The organism is Pseudomonas sp. GM102 (genome assembly GCF_000282555.1).
GTDB lineage: Bacteria > Pseudomonadota > Gammaproteobacteria > Pseudomonadales > Pseudomonadaceae > Aquipseudomonas.
Genome location: NZ_AKJB01000123.1, coordinates 30542 through 50227, shown reverse-complemented (window position 1 = coordinate 50227; position 19686 = coordinate 30542). Strand labels below are relative to the sequence as shown.

Annotated in this window: 16 protein-coding genes; 8 read left to right on the top strand and 8 right to left on the bottom strand. The window is 58.9% G+C overall.

Features of this window, described 5'->3' with window-relative positions:
* The first annotated feature begins 101 nt into the window (after positions 1-101).
* The 5 genes from yghX (at position 102) to PMI18_RS03340 (ending at position 4480) form a co-directional block, all read left to right on the top strand.
* Positions 102-989 (top strand): YghX family hydrolase, encoded by an 888-nt coding sequence (gene yghX / locus PMI18_RS03320; protein WP_007906520.1) that lies wholly within the window; start codon positions 102-104, stop codon positions 987-989.
* 236 nt (positions 990-1225) lie between these two features.
* Entirely contained in the window at positions 1226-1414 is a 189-nt protein-coding gene (locus tag PMI18_RS03325; RefSeq protein WP_007906519.1) for a DUF1843 domain-containing protein, read from the top strand.
* 41 nt (positions 1415-1455) lie between these two features.
* Entirely contained in the window at positions 1456-2103 is a 648-nt protein-coding gene (locus PMI18_RS03330) for a DUF1842 domain-containing protein (protein WP_007906517.1), read from the top strand.
* A 54-nt stretch (positions 2104-2157) separates the two neighbouring features.
* Entirely contained in the window at positions 2158-2739 is a 582-nt protein-coding gene (locus tag PMI18_RS03335) for a DUF1842 domain-containing protein (protein ID WP_007906515.1), read from the top strand.
* Positions 2740-3010: 271 nt separating this feature from the next.
* Entirely contained in the window at positions 3011-4480 is a 1470-nt protein-coding gene (locus tag PMI18_RS03340) for a GDL motif peptide-associated radical SAM/SPASM maturase (RefSeq protein ID WP_007906514.1), read from the top strand.
* Positions 4481-4626: 146 nt separating this feature from the next.
* On the opposite strand, the gene PMI18_RS03345 is transcribed toward PMI18_RS03340, so the two are convergent.
* From PMI18_RS03345 to PMI18_RS03355, 3 genes are all read right to left on the bottom strand, one after another.
* On the bottom strand, positions 4627-5577 hold the full coding sequence (locus PMI18_RS03345; RefSeq protein ID WP_007906510.1) for a LysR family transcriptional regulator: 951 nt from the start codon (positions 5575-5577) through the stop codon (positions 4627-4629).
* Between the two features lie 31 nt (positions 5578-5608).
* Entirely contained in the window at positions 5609-6583 is a 975-nt protein-coding gene (locus PMI18_RS03350; RefSeq protein ID WP_007906508.1) for a quinone oxidoreductase family protein, read from the bottom strand.
* An 83-nt stretch (positions 6584-6666) separates the two neighbouring features.
* Positions 6667-8088 (bottom strand): MFS transporter, encoded by a 1422-nt coding sequence (locus tag PMI18_RS03355; protein ID WP_007906506.1) that lies wholly within the window; start codon positions 8086-8088, stop codon positions 6667-6669.
* A 128-nt stretch (positions 8089-8216) separates the two neighbouring features.
* Here PMI18_RS03355 and PMI18_RS03360 point away from each other — a divergent pair, with 128 nt between their 5' ends.
* Positions 8217-9104 (top strand): LysR family transcriptional regulator, encoded by an 888-nt coding sequence (locus PMI18_RS03360; protein ID WP_007906505.1) that lies wholly within the window; start codon positions 8217-8219, stop codon positions 9102-9104.
* 40 nt (positions 9105-9144) lie between these two features.
* Here PMI18_RS03360 and PMI18_RS03365 read toward each other — a convergent pair whose 3' ends face one another.
* Positions 9145-10173: a LysR family transcriptional regulator gene (locus tag PMI18_RS03365; RefSeq protein WP_238542631.1), complete on the bottom strand. Its 1029-nt coding sequence runs from the start codon at positions 10171-10173 to the stop codon at positions 9145-9147.
* A gap of 230 nt (positions 10174-10403) precedes the next feature.
* Between PMI18_RS03365 and lysA the strand changes: the two genes are divergently transcribed.
* Entirely contained in the window at positions 10404-11639 is a 1236-nt protein-coding gene (gene lysA / locus PMI18_RS03370; RefSeq protein WP_007906503.1) for a diaminopimelate decarboxylase, read from the top strand.
* A gap of 126 nt (positions 11640-11765) precedes the next feature.
* Here lysA and PMI18_RS03375 read toward each other — a convergent pair whose 3' ends face one another.
* From PMI18_RS03375 to PMI18_RS03390, 4 genes are all read right to left on the bottom strand, one after another.
* Positions 11766-14168: an efflux RND transporter permease subunit gene (locus tag PMI18_RS03375; protein ID WP_007906502.1), complete on the bottom strand. Its 2403-nt coding sequence runs from the start codon at positions 14166-14168 to the stop codon at positions 11766-11768.
* Positions 14165-15262 (bottom strand): WD40/YVTN/BNR-like repeat-containing protein, encoded by a 1098-nt coding sequence (locus tag PMI18_RS03380; protein ID WP_007906501.1) that lies wholly within the window; start codon positions 15260-15262, stop codon positions 14165-14167. The genes PMI18_RS03375 and PMI18_RS03380 overlap by 4 nt, the downstream gene beginning before the upstream one ends.
* An 88-nt stretch (positions 15263-15350) precedes the next feature.
* Complete coding sequence (locus tag PMI18_RS03385; protein WP_007906499.1) at positions 15351-16703, bottom strand: DUF1329 domain-containing protein; 1353 nt, start codon at positions 16701-16703, stop codon at positions 15351-15353.
* Positions 16704-16727: 24 nt separating this feature from the next.
* Positions 16728-18380, bottom strand: coding sequence for a DUF1302 domain-containing protein (locus PMI18_RS03390; RefSeq protein ID WP_007906497.1), 1653 nt, complete (start codon positions 18378-18380; stop codon positions 16728-16730).
* A gap of 339 nt (positions 18381-18719) precedes the next feature.
* On the opposite strand from PMI18_RS03390, the gene PMI18_RS03395 reads away from it, so the two are divergent.
* Entirely contained in the window at positions 18720-19514 is a 795-nt protein-coding gene (locus PMI18_RS03395; RefSeq protein WP_238542034.1) for a GntR family transcriptional regulator, read from the top strand.
* The last annotated feature ends 172 nt before the right edge of the window (positions 19515-19686 follow it).

Sequence of the window (19686 nt, the reverse complement as noted above, 5' to 3'; positions counted from 1 at the left end):
CTTGCCGGCGAAGGCGCTCTTAAGGACGCCTTCGCCGGCAAGCCTGGCTCCTACGAAAAGCCGTCGAGCCAAATCCGGATCAACCAACAGGAAGCACGCAGATGGACCGTCTCACGGCGAAAGACTTTGCCCCTGAACTGCTCGAACTCTACGACTACTACGCCCACGGCAAAATCAACCGGCGAGCGTTTCTTGATCGTGCGGCGCTGTTCACCTTTGGCGGTTTGACCGCCACAGCCCTCCTCGCCGCCCTGAGCCCGAATTATGCGCTGGCCGAGCAGGTGCAATTTACCGACCCGGACATCATTGCCGAGTACATCACCTACCCCTCGCCCAAGGGTCACGGGCAGGTTCGTGGTTATTGGGTGCGCCCTGCCAAAGCCACCGGCAAGGTGCCGGCGGTGGTGGTCGTGCATGAAAACCGTGGGCTCAATCCTTACATCGAGGACGTCGCCCGGCGCCTCGCCAAAGCGGGATTCATCGCACTCGCCCCTGACGGCCTGACGTCTGTGGGCGGCTATCCCGGCAACGATGACAAAGGCCGGGAATTGCAGCAGACCGTCGACCCGGAAAAGCTCATGAATGACTTTTTCGCCGCCATCGAGTGGCTGATGAAACACGACGCCACCCGCGGGAAAGTCGGTATCACCGGCTTCTGTTATGGCGGTGGAGTCGCCAATGCCGCAGCCGTGGCCTATCCGGAATTAGGGGCCGCCGTGCCCTTTTATGGCCGTCAGCCAAAGGCTGAAGATGTCCCCAGAATCAAAGCCCCGCTGCTGCTGCACTATGGCGAACTGGATACGCGCATCAATGAAGGATGGCCCGCCTACGAGCAGGCGTTGAAAGCGGCCGGCAAGACTTATGAAGCCTATATCTACCCCGGCGTTAACCATGGTTTTCATAACGACTCCACGCCTCGATACGATGATGCCGCCGCCAGGCTTGCCTGGGACCGAACACTGGCCTGGTTTCGGCGCTACCTGGCTTGATTTTTCAGATACGAATATGGCGATAAGGAATTTGACGCTTATGAAGAAGTAAGTGAACAGCACTTCCTTCATCGCCAAACTTAATATTGAACACAGCACCTCCTAACCCATCGCGATTAATAAAATAATATTAAAAATTACTCTTCTGTTGCCCATTGCATATTTATCCGCGCCTGCTTAACTGCAAAAACTGCTGATGACAGCAGTGCCCGCAAAACACCACGGAAGGAATCGTTATGAGCAGTTCAACCCGCCATAGCATGCCCCCCTATGGGGTGGCCATCCAAAGCGCGATCAAGGCAGGCAGCCTGCCGGAAATGAAGACGCTATTGAAACAACGCGATGCATCCACACCAGAAAACAAAGAGCTAAGTACTGCTTACGAGCAGTTGGCCAAGGAAGTCGCACGCCTGGAAAAGCACTAACAGCTATTTCCGCTCCCCTTATTGCAATGGAGGCAATAACCATGTCTGGTTCTAATCAACAACCTGTCGGTTTGTTCCCGCTCGGCTACCGAATTGGTACTTCGGCACCGGGTGCACAAAGTCTGGCACTTAATCTTTTGGTCTTTACCCCTGACGAGACTGTCAACGGCACCGCCGCAATCACTCAGGCGACCAACCCGCCTCTGGATGTGCATTCCGATGTCTGGGGCGAATACACCTACCTGACGGTCATGTCACCCGGCGTCAGCAAAATCCTGATCACCGCACAAGGCAATCACGGCGGCTCAGGCTCGAATTCCATCGTGAACTTCAAGTTGCAACTGGTGGTGGGCACCGACTGGAAAGAAGGCGTCGCCAATTATTCGTACTTGAATGGTCAGCAGCAGTGGGTCGAGGTCAACAATGCTCCCGCCCATCTCATTGAGGCGGTTCCGTCCCACGTCTCTCCGCTGCCGTTGGAACCCGGCCCGGTGATTCCACCGGAGTCATCGTATCCGCCAATCATGCCGCTGTACGCCGCACCGATTCAAAGTGCAATGGCCAGCGGTGACCTGGCCCAGATGAAAAACCTGTCGCGCCTGGCCCAGCAGCAACTGGATCAGCAACCCCAACTGCAGAGTGCGCTTGAAACGGCCAAGGAAGAAATCAGCCGACAGGAACGCCGCTGACTCGACCACGACACATGCCCGACTTGTCTTGAATACAAATAAGGGAGCAGCACCATGTCAATCGGACTTTTTCATACCCGCCTCAATGTCAGTAATCACCTGCTGGGCGCACCGGTTTTAACCCTCGATCTGCTGGTGGATACCACAAAGAAAAAAGTCAGCGGGATTGCCAGTATTTTCCAAAGCACCTACCCACCCCTCAACTTCCGTGCCCGTGTCTGGGGTGAGTACTCCGAGGCCAAACTGGTGCCGACGGCGGAGAACCACATCATCCTCACCCTGGCGGGCAGCCCGAGCGGTCCTCTCAGCCAAATCGCCCAGACCTTCGGTTTGAAGGGCATTTTAGGCGGCGATTGGGCGAGCGGTTATGCCGACTACAAGTACCAGGAACAGGGCCACTGGCATTACGTGAAACACGCAGCGGTCAGCCAGGCTCCCGTTATTGTGCGCCCAGAGCATCCGCACCATGCGGTGCCGCTCTACGCCGTCGCGGTCCAGCAAGCGCAAACCAGCGGTGACCTGGCGCAACTGAAGGCCGTGGTCAGCCAGGGTGAACAGCAACTGGCCCACAGCGGTGCGTTGCGCAACGCGCTGGACCAGTTGAACGTTGAAATCGCCCGACTGGAGGCTCGCTAACCCACATTGCCGGGCTTGGCCCCAACCTGTGGGAGCGAGCCTGCTCGCGATGACGGCGGTACATTCAGCGCCAACGTTGGCTGACCCAACGCCATCGCGAGCAGGCTCGCTCCCACAGGGCTGCGGTGTTCAGTCCTTAACTGACTGGCATTAGCCGAGCCCGGGTTCTTTTCAACTTCAACAGGTAAATCCGGTCGCGCCACTGCCCCAAGGAAGGCGCGAACACTTCGATGGATTCGTGCCGCGCACGCGTTGTGCGCAAGGATTTTCCATGTCAGACAGTCGCCCTGCCCGCTACCTCAGTGAAACCGACCTCAAACGCTACGTGCCGGTGCATGTGGTCTGGGAAATCACCCTGGCCTGCGATCTCAAATGCCTGCATTGCGGCTCACGCGCCGGCCACAGACGCCCTGATGAATTGAACACCCGGGAATGCCTGGACGTCATTGATTCCCTGGCCGCCCTTGGCACCCGCGAGATCACCCTGATCGGTGGTGAAGCCTATTTGCGCAAGGACTGGACGCAGCTGATCCAGGCCATCCACGATCACGGCATGTATTGCGCCATACAAACCGGTGGACGCAACCTGACACCGGCGAAGATGCAGGCAGCGGTGGATGCCGGGCTCAATGGCGTCGGTGTTTCACTGGATGGACTGGCCCCGCTGCATGATGCGGTGCGCAATGTTCCGGGCTCGTTCGACAAGGCGGTAGACACCTTGCGACGCGCCAAACAGTCCGGGCTTGCGGTGAGCGTCAACACACAGATCGGCGCGGCCACGTTGCCCGATCTGCCTGAGTTGATGGACCTGATCATCGGCCTCGGCGCCACTCACTGGCAGATCCAGCTGACGGTCGCGATGGGCAATGCCGTCGATCACCCGGAGCTGTTGTTGCAGCCTTATCAACTGCTGGAAGTGATGCCGTTGCTGGCGCGTCTGTATCGCGAAGGGGTCGACCGCGGCCTGCTGATGAACGTGGGCAACAACATTGGTTACTACGGCCCTTATGAACATATGTGGCGTGGTTTCGGCGACGAGCGCGTGCATTGGAGTGGCTGCGCCGCCGGCCAGACTGTGCTGGCGCTGGAGGCCGACGGCACCGTCAAGGGTTGCCCGTCATTGGCAACAGTGGGGTTTTCCGGCGGCAACGTTCGCAATATGAGCCTGCACGATATCTGGCACTACAGCGAAGGGATGCACTTTGGCCGACTGCGCGGCGTCGAAGACCTGTGGGGTTACTGCCGAAGCTGTTACTACAACGACGTCTGCCGTGGTGGCTGCACCTGGACGTCGCACTCTCTGCTTGGCAAACCCGGCAACAACCCCTACTGCCATTACCGCGCGCTGGACCTGCAAAAACGCGGGCTGCGCGAGCGCATCGTCAAACTCGAAGACGCGGCCAAGACGTCCTTCGCCGTCGGACGTTTTGACCTGATCACCGAACGCATCGATACCGGCGAGACGGTCAGCAGCGTCAGCGACAGCGGCCAGGTGATCAAGCTGGCCTGGGCAAACCAGGGCCAGAAATCGCCGGACGAAGGACGTATTCCACCGCAACTGGCGCTGTGTCGCGGCTGCTTGCAGTACATCCATGCGCACGAAGTGACCTGCCCTCACTGCGACGCCGATGTCGCCGCCGCAGAAGCCGTGCACCAGACAGACCGTGCGCGGCAACAAGCGATCATCAACACCCTGACCGGCCTGCTGGGGATGCCACAAAATACCTTCTTGAGTCAGTGAGAAACCTGTGGCGAGCGAGCTTGCTCGCGCTTGAGTGCGTAGCACTCACCAAAATCGGTAATTGTTGTCAGATTTTGGGGCCGCTACGCAGCCCAGCGCGAGCAAGCTCGCTCGCCACAAAGGTAGGCATGAGTGAAGAGTCGCACTTAAGTGGGAGTGGCGCATGGTGTATTTGCAGGGTTGGCCCAAGGCGGCCCTTGCGCAAATCTTGCCTCAAGCCATTCCTTGAATGCCATGAGCGTCGCCGGTGTGAACGCGGCGGATGCTCGCACCAGATAAATCCCGCCCTGGGCATCCAGGTCCCACTCCGGCAGAACGCGCACCATCTGGCCGTTGGCGATCTCCCGGCTCATCAGCCACTCGCCGGCACCCAAAATACCGACGCCGGCCTTGGCCGCGGCGAGCAACGCCTCGCCGTCGTTCGAGGTCAAGGTGCCCCTGGTGATGACCCTCTCCTGCCGATCCCCCTTCGACAAGCGCCATTCAGGAAACGCCGCCAGGCCGGTAAAGCCCAGGCAATTGTGCTCGGTCAGTTGTTTCGGGCTGGCCGGTAAACCATGCTGTTCTATGTAACTCGGTGAAGCGCAGAGAATGCGGCGATGATCGCTGAGCTTCTTCGCGACCAGGCGGTTGTCATTCAATTCGCCAATACGAATCGCTGCATCGAATCCTTCACCAATGATGTCGACGACACGATCGCTGTAATCCACCTCGATGGAGACCAGCGGATGAGCCGCCAGAAATTCCGGCAACATCGACGCCAGCCACAGGCGCCCCATCGCGGCGGGAAAAGCCAGGCGCAGGACGCCACGAACTTGCGCCGCGCCCAGCGACGCTTCCTGTTCAGCCTCGATGATCAACCCCGTGGCGGAGCGCAGGCGTTCGACGAGACGGTTGCCGGCATCGGTCAACCGCACCTGTCGCGTCGTGCGCTCCATCAGCCGCACACCCAAGCGCTTTTCCATGGCCGCCAGGCGCTTTGAAATCACCGTCGGATGGCGTTGCAGCAACCGTCCGGCGGCGACGAACGAATGCGCCGAGGCGACCGCAAGAAGCGCTGCAATTTCATCGATGTGGCGGCTGTCCAGTGGGTTCACAAAACACTCTTTTTTTTCAGGTAACAGACGATCAGGGCTTGAGGACGATCGCTCCGCGAGATTGCCCACCTTCCAGATCGGCATGGGCCTTGGCAACATCGGCCAACGCATAGCGGCCCCAGATGCCGGGCTTGATTATGCCCGCCTCGACCGCCGCCAGTACATCCGCGGCCCGTTGCCGGTATTCGGCGATATCCGTGGTGTGCGCGGCGAGTGAAGGACGGGTCAGGAACAACGAGCCCTTGGCATTGAGCGTGGCCACTTCGACCGCCGTCGGCGCCCCGGAAGATGCCCCAAAAGACACCATCAACCCGCGCGGTCGCAAGCAGTCGAGCGACGCGTCGAACGATACCCGCCCGATGGGATCGTAGACCACATCGGCTTTCTTGCCGTGGGTGATCTGCGCCACATCCGCGGCGAGTGTCTGGGCATTGAACACCAGCACCGCATCGCAACCCAGCGCCTTGGCTGTCTCGACACTCTCGGCCCGGGACACAATGCCGATGACAAAAGCTCCCAAATGTTTGGCCCACGTCGCCATGATCTGCCCGAGGCCGCCTGCCACGCCATACAGAACCAGGGTGGTGCCGGGGCCGACCGGATACGTCGTCTTCAGCAGGTATTGCGCGGTAATGCCTTTGAACAACACCGCGGCGGACTCTTCAGCCGTCAATGCGTCTGGAATCGGCACCAGCCGCTCGGCCGGAAACAATCGCGCACTGGCGTAGGCGCCAACAGGCCCCGTTGCGTACGCCACCCGATCACCCACCTTGACGTTACTCACCCCCGCGCCGATGGCGGCAACCCGGCCCGCCCCTTCAAGGCCCAGCCCCGACGGCAATGGCAGCGGTACGGCGCCCTTGCGCTGACTCACATCCAGGAAGTTGACGCCAATCGCATCCTGCTCCAGCCAGACTTCACCCGGCCCCGGCTCACGCGCCGTCACCTGCTCGATGGTCATCACCTCAGGTGCGCCGGTGTGTGCGATACGAACGACAGAAACCATTGCCTGACTCCTTCACTTCAGCGCAGCCCATCTGCGCCATGTGGGGAAGTATCGGTATTCGATTTCACGTGAACAATACAGCTTCACTGCAGTTCATTACTGCATGCAGTGCAGCAGTGTGAAACTCGCAGCGTCAACGCGACAGCAAGGGCCAGGACGATCAACAGCATGGCGACGGCAAACGTTACTTGCATACCGTTGGCGATGGCGGCGGGAGATGCCGTGGTGATGTCTGCCGTCGCCGAGGCAAAGGCAAACACCGCGCCCATGACCGAGGCGCCGGTGATCAGCCCGAGATTGCGCGACAGGCTGAGCATGCCGGCAATCACGCCGCGCTGATCCGGTCGGACGTCGGTCATGATCGTGGTGTTGTTGGCCGCCTGAAATAAAGCATAGCTGGCAGTGATCACCGCGATGGGCGTGAGGTAACCGAGGATGCCGAAACCCGCCGGCATTATCGATAAAGCCCCCGTTCCGAGTGCCATTGCGACAAGCCCGAGAAGGGTCATGCGCCGAGTGCCAAAACGGTCCACCAGGCGGCCGGCCGGCATACCGCTCAGCGCCGCCACCAACGGCCCCACCGACAAGGCGAAACCGACAAGTGCCGTGCCGAGCCCAAGCGCCCCCGAAAGATAAAACGGCCCGACCACCAGCGTCGCCATCATCACCGTCGAAACGAGCGTGCTCATGGCCAGGCTCGCGCTCAATCCCGGCTCGCGGAACAGCGCCAATTTGATCAATGGCGAGGCAACCCTGGCCTCGACGAATATGAAAATTCCGCTGCCGACAACAGCCGTCAGCAGCAGCGCCATGTTGAGCGGCCCCAGCTCACCCTGCCCGCTCGTCATGGCGAGCGCATACGCCGCGAGCGTCAAGCCCAGCAGCAACGTGCCTGTCTTGTCGAAACCCGTCCGCCGCGCTTTTGCCTGCGGTGCATCCGCCGGCAAATAGCGATACGCAAGCCAGATATTCAGAACACCCAGCGGCACGTTGATCAGAAAAATCGCCTGCCAGCCTGCGCCTGCGATCAACATTCCACCCAACGACGGCCCCAGCGTGGTGCCGACCGCCGACATCGTGCCAAGCAATCCCATGGCGCTGCCAGCCTGCGCTTTCGGCACCGTCTCGCCGACAAACGCCACGGTGAGCGCCAACATGATCGCCGCCCCGAGCCCCTGCACCGCCCGGGCGCCGACCAGCCACCCAAGCGACGGCGCCACACCACACGCCAGCGATGCCAGGGTAAAAATGCCGATGCCCGTCAGCAGCAAACGCCGACGACCGACGAGGTCACCGAGTCGTCCAACGCTGACAATCAGTGTGGTGATCGCCAGCAGATACGCCAGAACAATCCACTGCACCTCCTGAAAGGAAGCGTCGAACGCCTGGGCCAACGTCGCCAAGCCGGCATTGGCGATGCTGGTGTCGAGCGAAGGCATCAACATCGACAGCGAAAGGCTCGCGAGCGTCCAGCGGACCGAGCGTGATTGAGTGCTGAGTTTCATGGTTTGGCCACATCTGAAAGGTAGATCAGCAGCGTATGCCCGTGCATGACATGGCGGAAGGCGCACCACTTGCACTTGATAGTTGCGTTTAACGCCATGTCACCCGCACGCCGTGCTAACGTTGAGTCATGACGACTCCCGACCTGAATTTGCTGATTACCCTGGATGCGCTGCTCACCGCCGGCAGCGTCGCACGCGCCGCACAACGACTGCGCCTGAGCCCTTCGGCCATGAGCCGGGCACTGGCGCGATTGCGCGAAACGACGGGCGACCCGCTGCTGGTCCGGGCCGGACGCGGGCTGGTGCCGACACCCCGAGCACTCGAACTGCGCGAACAGGTCAGTCGATTGGTGCAAGACGCAGAAGCCGTTTTACGCCCCGCCGAACAGCTTGATCTCAAACAACTGGTCCGGACGTTTACGCTGCGCACCAGCGACGGTTTCGTCGAAAACTTCGGCCCGGCGCTGATTGCCCGCGTCAGTGCACAAGCACCCGGCGTGCGCCTGCACTTTGTGCAGAAGCTGAGCAAGGACAGCGCCGCGCTTCGCGACGGTTCCGTCGACCTGGAAACCGGTGTGGTCGGCGGCACGACGAGCCCGGAAGTGCGCACCCGGGCGTTGTTCGAAGATCATTTCATCGGCGTCGTGCGCACGGGGCATCCGCTGAGTCAGGGTGAGGTCAGCGCCTCCCGTTATGCCGCTGGCAGGCACATCCTGGTCTCACGACGCGGGCTCGATAAGGGGCCGATGGATGAAGCCTTGGAAGTGCTGGGGCTGGAGCGCGAGATCACCACCATCGTCGGTGGCTTTTCGGCCGCGCTGGCGCTGGCTCACGCCGGCGACCTGATCGCCACCGTGCCCGCGCAACACAGCCGGAACCTGCGCGCCGGCCTGCACAGTTTTGATCTTCCGTTCGAGCTGCCGCCGATCACCATTTCGATGCTCTGGCACCCACGCATGGATGCCGACTCAGCGCATCGGTGGCTGCGCGAATGTGTGCGGGAGGTTTGTACGTAACCCGCCAGTCAGCCTGTCTGGCGGCTGGTTCGCAGGTTCCCTAGGCCAGCAGCGTACGAAGTTGCTGGTGCAAATCATCCGCGCACAGCTTCAGCTCATTGATGAAGGAGGTAGCGACGGATGTCTGAGGCCGGTACAGCGGTGTGATGAGGTTGATAGAAAACGGGATCGAAACGGAAAACCGCCGCATGCATACGGTTTGATCAGCAAAACTCAAGGCAGTCAGTGGGTTGATGATGCCGACGCCGACGTTCTGTTGAACAAAAAAGCAGACGGCTGCGGCGCTGTGAGTCTCGATCACTGTGCGACATTTGACCTGTGCGTCAGTCAGTATCCTGTCGAGGATGATCCGATAAGGATCCTGGCCCGACAAGCTGACCATATTGATACTCGCCAGATCCTGGGGGGTGATCACCTTTTTACTGCATAGCGGATGATTGGGCGGCAGCACGCACACTTCGTCGCCGGTGAAGACGTTTTCGCATCGGGTGCCTGCGGGTGTTTCGCTGTTCTCGGTCAGTCCGAAATCATGGCGTTGGGCGGTCATCCACTCTTCCAGTAGAGGGGATTCCTGAGGGGTAATGTTGATATTGACGTCGGGATAAGCATTGATGAACCGTCCGCACACGTAAGGCAGCAGGCTCTGGGAAAAAGCAGGCAGGCAGGCGATCGACAAGCTGGTCTGGAAGTTCTTGATCGATTGCGCGGCGTTGTGGATGCGTTCGAGTCCGTAGTAGGAAGTTTTCACCTCTTCAAACAGACTCAGCCCCTGAGCGGTTGGCTGCAAACGCGCCTGTGTGCGTTCGAACAGTTTGAGCCCCAGCACGTGTTCGAATCGAGCGATCTCACGACTGACGGTTGGCTGTGAGGTTTTGAGCAGTGCGGCGGCCTTGGTAACACTCCCGGTGGTCATGATCGCCCAGAAAATTTCGACTTGCCTGAAACTGAATCGCACTCTATCCCCCAAGGCAGGCTCGGCCTGAATCCATTCAAAAAGCGCCGGCGAGCATAGCATGGGCAGAAATTCCGTCTGCCATTGGGGTATATCAGATTTGAAATACAGCCCCAAAGAAATGATATTTTTACGGTAGCGGCAAAGTGCCTACACTTGCCCGACAAGTTAACCAAGACAACTTTCACTCTTCCCCAAGAGCCCCCATCGGTGCCTTTTTCACGGCGACGGCAGACCTTTATCGTTGATCGCGCAAAGTACTTCGAGGGAACGTGCTCGAGCCTTCCAGGAAGGCCTGTGTCTGGTACGAACTCAGCCCTCCTCTTCTTTGATCCAGGTGTATCACTGTGAAAAAAATCAATCCTTTGCTGCTCACACAATTGGCTCACGAATACGGCACGCCGTTCTGGTTGTATGACGCCGACTCAATTCGCCGCCGTGTCGAGCAGATGCGTGCATTCGATGTGATTCGCTACGCGCAGAAAGCCAATCCCAACATCCACATACTCAAATTGATGAAGAGCCTGGGGGCTGTCGTCGATGCGGTGTCCCTGGGCGAAATCGAGAGGGCCCACAGGGCCGGTTTTCGTAACGACGGAGACCATGCGCAAATCGTGTACACCTGCGATGTACTGGATGAAGCCACGCTGCAACGTGTTATCGAACTGAACATCCCGGTGAACGCAGGCTCACCGCAAATGCTTGAACAGCTAGGGAAAGCGAGCCCCGGGCATAAAGTCTGGTTACGGATCAATCCGGGGTTTGGGCACGGCCACAGTCGAAAAACCAACACCGGAGGCCAGAGCAGCAAACATGGAAACTGGCATGAAAACCTGGACGTCTGTTACCAACTGATCGAAACCTACAACCTTGAGCTAGTGGGGCTACACATGCACATTGGCTCCGGTGTCGACTACGAGCATCTGCAGCGGGTTTGTTCGAGCATGGTCGAGCAGGTGCTGCGCTGCCCTTTCGACATCAAGGCAATCTCGGCGGGTGGCGGGTTACCGGTCGCCTACCGCGAAGAAGCCCCACAGATCGACATTGCCGAGTACTACAGGATCTGGGATCTGGCACGTCGCCAGATCGAGGAGCACCTCGGACACGGCGTAACACTCGAGATTGAACCGGGGCGCATTCTGGTCGCCGAAGCGGGCTGCCTGGTGACCCAGGTCAGGGCAAAAAAGGATGTCGGTACGAATCACTTCGTGCTGGTCAATTCGGGCTTCAACGATCTGATGCGGCCGGCCATGTATGGCAGTTACCACCAGATAACCGCTCTCCAGAAAAACCCTTCGCCCCATGATGCGCCGTGGCGAGAAACAGTGGTTGCCGGTTCGTTGTGCGAGGCTGGCGACGTGTTCACTCAACAGAGCAATGGCGAAATCAGTCATCAGTTGCTGCCTGACATGGAAGTGGATGACCTGTTGGTGTTCCATGATTGCGGCGCCTATGGCGCGAGCATGTCGTCCAATTACAACAGCCGGCCGTTGATACCGGAACTGCTTCTGGATGGCGACTCGGTCACCGTGATTCGTCGTCGTCAAACATTCGATGAGTTGCTTTCGCTGGAAACGATTTAAACCAATAAGCGGACGCAGGCGGGCTTGCTCGCGAAGACGGCGACACAGGCACCCTTGATGTCGCCTGACACACCGCCTTCGCGAGCAAGCCCGCTCCCACAGGTCCTGCCCGCTCGCCAGGACTTTTCACGCGGCCACAGGCAGTGGCTTTGGCTTGAGCAGGAAGTGTCCAAGTGCCGGAACCAGCACCAACGCCCCCACCATATTCCAGATGAACATGAAGCCCAACAGAATGCCCATGTCGGCCTGGAACTTGATGGGCGACAGTACCCAGGTCGTCACCGCGACACCCAACGTGATGCCGGTCATGACGACCACTTTGCCTGTAGAAAGAAGCGCAAGGTAATAGGCATCGGACAAGCTTGAGCCGTTGCGCAGGTTTGTGAGTGTCACGCTGAGTATGTACAGCGCGTAGTCAACCCCGATGCCGACACCCAGTGCGATCACCGGCAGGGTTGCCACTTTGACACCGATGTTCAGGCCCACCATCAAGGCTTCGCACAAAATCGAAGTCAGCATCAATGGCAACACCGTACACACCACCGCTCGCCACGACCTGAAGGTGATGAAGCACAGGGCGATGACCGCCGCGTACACCATGAACAGCATCTGCACGTTTGAACGTTTCACCACGATATTGGTGGCCGCTTCAATACCGGCGTTGCCCGCGGCATTCAGGTACTGGATCTGATCGGTATTATGGATCGCCGCAAACTGCTCGACGGTCTGGACCACACTGGTGAGCGTGTCAGCCTTGTGGTCCTTGAGGTAGACGTACACCGTCAGCAGGTCGCAGTTCTGGTTGAACAACTCTCGCGGCGCACGGGTGATGATTGCATTCAACAGCCCCTGGTTACGGGGTATCTCATACCAGGTCATGCTGCCTTCGTTCATGCCCGCTGCGGCCTGCTTGCTCAGTGCCGCCAATGACGTCGTCGAGACCACGCCCGGCAACTGCTGAAGCTGCGCTTCCAGCGCATCGACGGACACCAGTGTCTGGTAGTTGGCGCAGTAGTATTGGGGCGTTTTCACCATCACCACATACTTGTCGCTGCTGGCGGAAAAGTTGCTGACCATGAAGCGATTGTCGCTGTTGTAGCGCGACTCCGGACGCAGTTCCGGTGCCCCGGGATTCAAGTCACCGATCTTCACCTGCAGGCTGACGGCAAACCCGGCCACCCCAAGCATCAGGGCGACGATGATTGCACCGCTCGCCCACTTGCGTTCAGTGAAGCGATCCAGAAACGCCCAAAACGGATGCCGGGCGTGATGGGCATCCAGTTTCGAGAACTTGTCGTTCGCCGCTTCGCGCTGTGCCGCCGCTTTGCTGACACCGGTGTACGACAACAGAATCGGCAACAGAATCAGATTGGTGAAAATCAGCGCCAGCACGCCAATCGTCGCGGTGACCGCAAGATCCTGAATCACCGGAATCTTGATGATCATCAGCACAGCGAAACCCACGGCGTCTGCCACCAGCGCCATCAGACCGGTCAAGAACAGCCGGCGAAAGGTGAAGCGTGCCGCCACCAACTTGTCGGCACCGCGCCCGATGTCTTGCATGATGCCGTTCATTTTCTGCGCGCCATGACTCAACCCGATCGCAAACACCAGGAACGGCACCAGGATCGAATACGGATCCAGATCAAAGCCCAGGGTGGGGAGCAATCCCAGCAACCAGACAACAGCGATGATCGAGCACAGCAGCACCAGCAACGTGCTGCGCACACAACGGGTGTACCAGAACAGCACGATGCCGCACATCACCAGCGTCGCGGCGAAGAACAGCTGCATCTGCCGCATGCCGTCAATCAAATCGCCAACGACTTTGGCAAAGCCGGTGATATGAATTTTGATGTTGTCGGTTTCGTATTGCGCGCGAATCTGCTCCAGACGGCTTGAGAGTGCGTTGTAGTCGAGCGGCTGACCGTCGTCGGAGGCGGTTTCCTGAAGCGGCAATAGCACGATGCTGGACTTGAAATTGGCGGCGACGAGCCGCCCCACCTCTCCCGATCGCTCAACGTTCTGCCGCACCTGATCCAGGCTTTTGGCAGAGCCGTCGTAATCGTCCGGTATCACCGGCCCGCCGTCGAACCCCTCCTCGGTGACGCCGATCCAGCGGGTCGCCGGGGTCCACAGGGACTTCATGTAAGACCGGTCGACACCGGGGAGCAAAAATACCTCGTCGTTGATTTTCTTGACCGTCTCAAGGTAGGCGGCATCAAAAATGCTGCCGTGCCTGGCCTCGATCGCAATCCGCAAGGTGTTGCCGCCCTCGCCCAACTGGCCACGATTTTTCAGGTAGTTCTGCACATACGGGTGATCGGTCGGGATCATTTTTTCGAAGGCGGCATTGAGCTTCAAACTCAACGCCTGATAGCCGAGCACCAGGCTAAGCAACACGCAGATGCTCAACACGATGCTGCGATGATTGAACAACAGCCGTTCCACCAGCGTGCCGGAGGAAGGATCGAATACATCCGGTTCAGGGACGATGAGAGGCTCGGCAGAACGAGTAAAGCTGTTCATTGATCGTGCTCCGGCGATTCGACTGCAAACGCGGACGACAGCATGCCACGCGCGCTACTGATGATCAGGTCACCGTTCGCGGCTTGCGCCATGCCTGTGAAGTAACTGGTTTTGGGGATCTGCAGGACAACGGCTTTGCTATCGCCGTCGGCAAAGCGCAGCACTCTGCCCGACTCATCGGCGAGGAGTACCGAGCCATCGTCAAGCCGCAGGCCACTGGTCAATGTGACGGGCTGCAACGTGTCGAGGGGTTGCCAGGTTGCCCCGCGATCCCCGGACTCGAAGGCTTTGCCTCGAAGTCCGAACGCCAGAATCGAACCGCTGCCGGTCGCCTGAAGCCCGAAGGTCGTGCCCTCATAAGGCGATGCCAGCGCCTCGAAGGTTTGTCCCTCGTCACTTGAGCGCAACAGCGTGCCTTGCTCGCCGGCGACGAACAGATCCGCCCCCATCCGCTCGATGCTGTAGAGATGCAATCCGTTCGGGTTATCGAGACGGGAACGGATGGATTGCCAGCTCAGCCCACCGTCATGGGTGACAAACGCGAGGCCATAAGCGCCCACCGCCCAGCCGTTTCTGGCGTCCAGAAAAAGCACATCCAGAAACGGTTTGTCGGGGCCGTCATCGACCAGTTGCTGTGCTTGAGCCATTTGTTCATCGGTGCCGCGCTTGGCTTCCTGCAATTCGATCTCGGCCGCCTGGACGCCATCCAGCTGTTTGCTCCAGCTCAGACCACCGTCCTGGCTGTGCAAGACAACCCCGGCATGCCCGACCGCCCACCCTTGGCGCTCATCAATGAAGCGAACCTTGACCAGCGTCATGCTGACCGGGGAGCTGACTTGCTTCCAGGTCGTGCCATTGTCGTCAGAGATGATGATGAAACCTCTTTCGCCGACGGCCACCAGTCGTTGCCCTGCCCGAGCAACGCTGAGCATGACCGATTGGGCGGCCATGGCGCTGGTGATCGCAGGCGTCGCCGGCAATCCATCGGGTTGTGCCGCCGCAGCCGTGCCGGTGAGCGCCGTCATGATCGACACGCTCAACATCAACGCCTTGAGCGGATATTTATGTACAAGCCTGGGTGTTTGAGTACGCATTGGCGAGCCTCGATGATGCGGTTCAGTGGCCGCGATGTCAGTGACACCGCGCCCCTGGAACACAAGTTTGAATACGCTGTTGCGAGGCTCAGCGCACCGACCCGGACGCTACCGAGTTACCGGTAAAGAAGTTCTCGGGTTTGCGCGGGATAACGCTATAGGTTTCGCCGTTCAGGCTTTGCACCACGCTGTAGGTCTTGGCTTGCAGGTTGTAGATCACCACCGGTTTCACCACTACAGCCGGAATGGAGGGAACAACAAATGGCAGCACCTGGGACACGCGCCACAGTTTGCCCTCGGCGTCGTAGCCATCGACCAGCGAGACCGTCCAGCTGTCTTCATCGATGAAGAATTTGCGCTTGGGCACAGCGTGACGTTTGCCCGAGGCGACAGTGGCTTCCAGCTCCCAGACGCGATGCAGCTCCCAGCGCACTTTGTCCGAATTGAGATGGTTCGCCATAAAGGCGTCATCGCGTTTTTCGGCGTTGAACTTGTTGTCGTTGTAAGGGATGTACAGCTCTTTTTTGCCAACCAGTTTCCAGTCATAGCGATCGGGATGACCGATGAAGCCATGCACCTCGTCGAAGTAGTTGGCGCCCGAGGCAACGAAGTCCGGGGTGTCATAACCCACGGTGGGCGCGCGGCGCACGCGACGCTGGCCGACCAGGTATTGCCAGGCTTCCCGTGGTTCCTGGGCGTTGACGCTGTCGTGCGTCACCAGCGACTCGCCGGCCTTGAACGGTGGTTCATTGGTCAAGAACCGCAGCAGCGCATACTGCCCCGACCACTTGTCCACGGCCCCATCCTTGAAGTAATACGGGTACTGCCAGTTCTCGACGCCACGGCTGGCCAGCGTCCGGGTTCCGTCCGCATTGCCGATGATGTTGGCATAGCCCATCTGAATGGATTCGGCCTCGACCCGCAGCAGGAAATTCCAGATGACCTCGTTGCCGGTTTTCGGAATCGGGAACGGGATACCGCCGTAGCAGCCCTCGATAGACAGGCCATTACTGGTGGTCTTGCAGCGGGTAGCGTTAGCGAAGGTGTTTTGATAAACGCTGTCTGGCGCCGCAGCGGTGCGATGGGTCGGGTACACATCGAGATGGAAGGTGTCGGGGTATTTCGCCAGCAAGGCTTTCGTCCCTTCGTTCAACTTGTCCGCGTACTGCGCCGCGTTCTTCGCGGTGATCTGCAGCACCGGCTTCTCACCCGGGAACGGATCGACCGGCATATCGCCCGACTTTGCCCCGGCTACCTCTTTGGTCAGCCCGCCGGTCCAGGCGGGAATGGAGCCATCGGCATTGCCGGCCTTTTCGGCGCCCATGGGCGTCAAGGTAGTCTTGAGCTTCGCCGCCTCATCAGGGCTCACCGCCGCGAATGCAGTGCTGGCACAGATTGAAATCGACAGGGTGGAAAGCAACAGCAGTTTAATTTTTGTCATTATCAGGGCCCGCCTGTTCTTTGCTTAAAAGGTTCGCTGGATCGAAAACGCCACGAAATCCCGGTCTTTCATGTTTTGCTGGTAGGTGAATGAGTTAGCGGAGTTGATGACCGGCCCGGCCTCTCCGAAGAAGTTGGTGTAGGTCAGCGAGGCATACCACTGCTTCTTGTAATCGGCCTTGAGACCCAAGGTCAGATCACCGCCGTGTTCCGGGCCGAATGCCTGAGGCGTGACGGAAGAGCGCCCGGACGGGTTGTAACCCACGGTGATCGGGGCTTGAACGTCGATGCCGGGGAAAACCTGGAAGTACTGAGGTTCGAAGGTGAAGCGCAGTGCGAACGCATCGCGCGTGGTGTTGGGGTCCAGCTGATCGGCATTTTTGGTCACGCTCAAACGACGGTTGAACGCCAGTTCACCGACGAGCGAAGCACCGTCCCACAGCGCGGATCCACCGTAGACATTGACCATCGACACCTGGGCATGCCAAGACCGGCCAATGGGGTACGCCGGGTTCGAATCGTTGTCGGCATCCATACCGGTAATGATCGTTCCGCCGACGCCCGCGAGCGGCGTATCGAGCCTGATCGAGGTTTCACCGGCAATGTTGGCTTCGCCCACCAAGGTGCTGAAACTCGCCCCGAACACTTTGACGTCCTCGGGATAAACGTTGACGAACGTGTCATTTGCCCCCGGTACCAGCGCGGCCGGACGGAAGTAAAACACCGGGGTCTTTTCGTGATATTTCGCGGCGTACAGGCCGAACTCCCAGTCCTCGACGGCGAACTTCAGTTGTGCACCAAACTGTCCTGAATCCCTGGCGTCTATGTCCTTGCCGTGGCGCAGTTCGCCGGTCGGGAAGAACACCCGCTCCCCGCCCTCACCCACAAAGTCCGCACCACTGAAGTAGCTGCCTGCTGCGGGAAGGCGGGTCTTGTTCCACTCGAATTGGTAGTAGGCGCCGACGCTGACCGTATCGTTCAGCTGCCAGTTACCCGAGACCTGTTTGGTCGGCATCAGAATCTCTTTGAACTGAGAACCTGGCACCGACTGCAGCTTCACCAGATCGACAGTGGACTGCGCATTGGCAATGCCGTTGGCGCCGAAGAAAAGACTTTCGCCGTAGATCTGCGTGAACTGCCCCAAGCGCCCGGACAACGAGGTGGTGCCGATTTCCTTTGAACCGTAGACAAAGGCATCGAGGATTTCTGTACGTTGGCCGTGGATGCGCCGGGTGTCGCTGGTGAACTCATCGTGATCGACGCTTACGGAGTTGGCGGTGCCGGGTGAGTCGTTATCGTTGTCGTGGCTGTAGACATTGTCGTACCAGGACGCCGCGCTGAGACGGGCACCGACGTCTTTGTACTTGATGTCGAATTCGGACAGCAGATCCAGGCGATTGGAAATGAGCCCGCGATCGAAATTGCGGTCGCCATCGTCCAGGTTGGGATTGCTGTTGGCCGTGCCCGGCCCGACCGCGACCTTGTGATCGAGTTTATTCACGCGCCAGGCGTTGCTGTACTTGATCGTATTGTCCCAACTCGCCGAAAGATCGGGATTGCCGGTGTCGATCTGGAAGGCTTGCGATGGCGTCGAGAGGCTCAGCAGGACCGTTGCGCTGACCGCGCAAGCGAGGCTGGAAACCGGCAACGGGCAGAGCCGCTGGTTGGCTATTTTCATGGAGATGTTCCTGTTTTTTTGTTTTTGTAAAAGGTCATCCACTCGCAACATCGGCTGCGAATACCACTGGGGCTGCGTACCGCTGTGAGCTCCTTCGTTGCCCGTTTTTACGCCCGAGAAACATTGTGCGTAAAAAACATTTTGCTGCACTACAAATCACTTTGTGCACAAAAAATATTCCTGCGCAAATTCAATGTCAAGCAGATTCGGGAACCCAGGTTCATGGGCGTGGCGCGATGGGTAGCAGGAGGAGGAAGTGGTGCAGACTGACCACGTCTTCAGGGAAGGAGGCTCAGGGCCGGACTAGAGCGCTGCGAAGACTGTTCTGAAATTTTCTCCTTGCGACGAAGGAAAATTCATGCGCAAGAAGCAATATTCATCCTTTGCACTAAACTGTTTTTTGCGCATAAAATCCGTTTAGTGCAAAATTTCAGGATGACCACGACCATGATCCTCTCCCCCAGCAGTCCGCTGATCGATGTCGCGTTGGCAAAGATGAAAAAAGCGATTGTTTGCTGTGAGCTGGCCCCCGGCGAAAAACTCAAAGTCGCAGAGCTGTCCAAAACCTATGGACTCAGTAGCTCCCCTATTCGTGAAGCGCTCAATCGACTGACCCAGGATGGCGTTGTCGAAGCCAGCGATAACAAGGGGTTCAGGGTTGCGCCTATTTCCACGACGGACTTCCGGGACATCACGCGGATGCGTTGTCTGCTGGAATGCGAGGCGCTGGCAGATGCCATTCAGTATGGCGATGACACGTGGGAAGCCGACGTGCTGGGTGCGTTTCATCGCTTGAATCTGATCGAGAAAAAACTCGGAAGCGGCGAACTCGTGCTCGATGATGAATGGTCCACCCGGCACAAGGCTTTCCACTTTGCGCTGTTCGCCGCCTGCCCTTCACCGCTGATGTTGAAGATGATCGACTCCCTGTTTGACCGGGCCGAGCGCTACCGGCGCTTTTCGGCCAAGCAGCGGATCACCCCAAGACACAAGGGCAATGAGCATCAGGAACTGATGGAGACTGCCCTGGCGCGTGACTCCGAGAAAGCCGTGACGCTGTTGCGCAATCACATTCAGGACACCCTGGGCCGAACCGTCGAAGCGATCGAACGCCAACAGGCCACGCTTCAATAGATCAATCCACATCTACTGAACTCAGCGCAAATACCTGTGGGAGCGGGCTTGCTCGCGAAGAGGGAGTGTCAGTCAACATTGATGTCGCCTGACACACCGCTTTCGCGAGCAAGCCCGCTCCCACAGGTAATCTGGGGTGCCAGGTTAATGTGCAGAAAAAAGCCCTTCGCCT

What these genes read in the sequence shown, in the direction of transcription:
- PMI18_RS03325 (WP_007906519.1), top strand. Translation starts at nt 1,226, where the DNA reads ATGAGCAGTTCAACCCGCCATAGCATGCCCCCCTATGGGGTGGCCATC.
- PMI18_RS03385 (WP_007906499.1), bottom strand. Translation starts at nt 16,703, where the DNA reads ATGACAAAAATTAAACTGCTGTTGCTTTCCACCCTGTCGATTTCAATC.
- PMI18_RS03335 (WP_007906515.1), top strand. Translation starts at nt 2,158, where the DNA reads ATGTCAATCGGACTTTTTCATACCCGCCTCAATGTCAGTAATCACCTG.
- PMI18_RS03350 (WP_007906508.1), bottom strand. Translation starts at nt 6,583, where the DNA reads ATGGTTTCTGTCGTTCGTATCGCACACACCGGCGCACCTGAGGTGATG.
- PMI18_RS03380 (WP_007906501.1), bottom strand. Translation starts at nt 15,262, where the DNA reads ATGCGTACTCAAACACCCAGGCTTGTACATAAATATCCGCTCAAGGCG.
- PMI18_RS03390 (WP_007906497.1), bottom strand. Translation starts at nt 18,380, where the DNA reads ATGAAAATAGCCAACCAGCGGCTCTGCCCGTTGCCGGTTTCCAGCCTC.
- yghX (WP_007906520.1), top strand. Translation starts at nt 102, where the DNA reads ATGGACCGTCTCACGGCGAAAGACTTTGCCCCTGAACTGCTCGAACTC.
- PMI18_RS03360 (WP_007906505.1), top strand. Translation starts at nt 8,217, where the DNA reads ATGACGACTCCCGACCTGAATTTGCTGATTACCCTGGATGCGCTGCTC.
- PMI18_RS03375 (WP_007906502.1), bottom strand. Translation starts at nt 14,168, where the DNA reads ATGAACAGCTTTACTCGTTCTGCCGAGCCTCTCATCGTCCCTGAACCG.
- PMI18_RS03330 (WP_007906517.1), top strand. Translation starts at nt 1,456, where the DNA reads ATGTCTGGTTCTAATCAACAACCTGTCGGTTTGTTCCCGCTCGGCTAC.
- PMI18_RS03355 (WP_007906506.1), bottom strand. Translation starts at nt 8,088, where the DNA reads ATGAAACTCAGCACTCAATCACGCTCGGTCCGCTGGACGCTCGCGAGC.
- PMI18_RS03340 (WP_007906514.1), top strand. Translation starts at nt 3,011, where the DNA reads ATGTCAGACAGTCGCCCTGCCCGCTACCTCAGTGAAACCGACCTCAAA.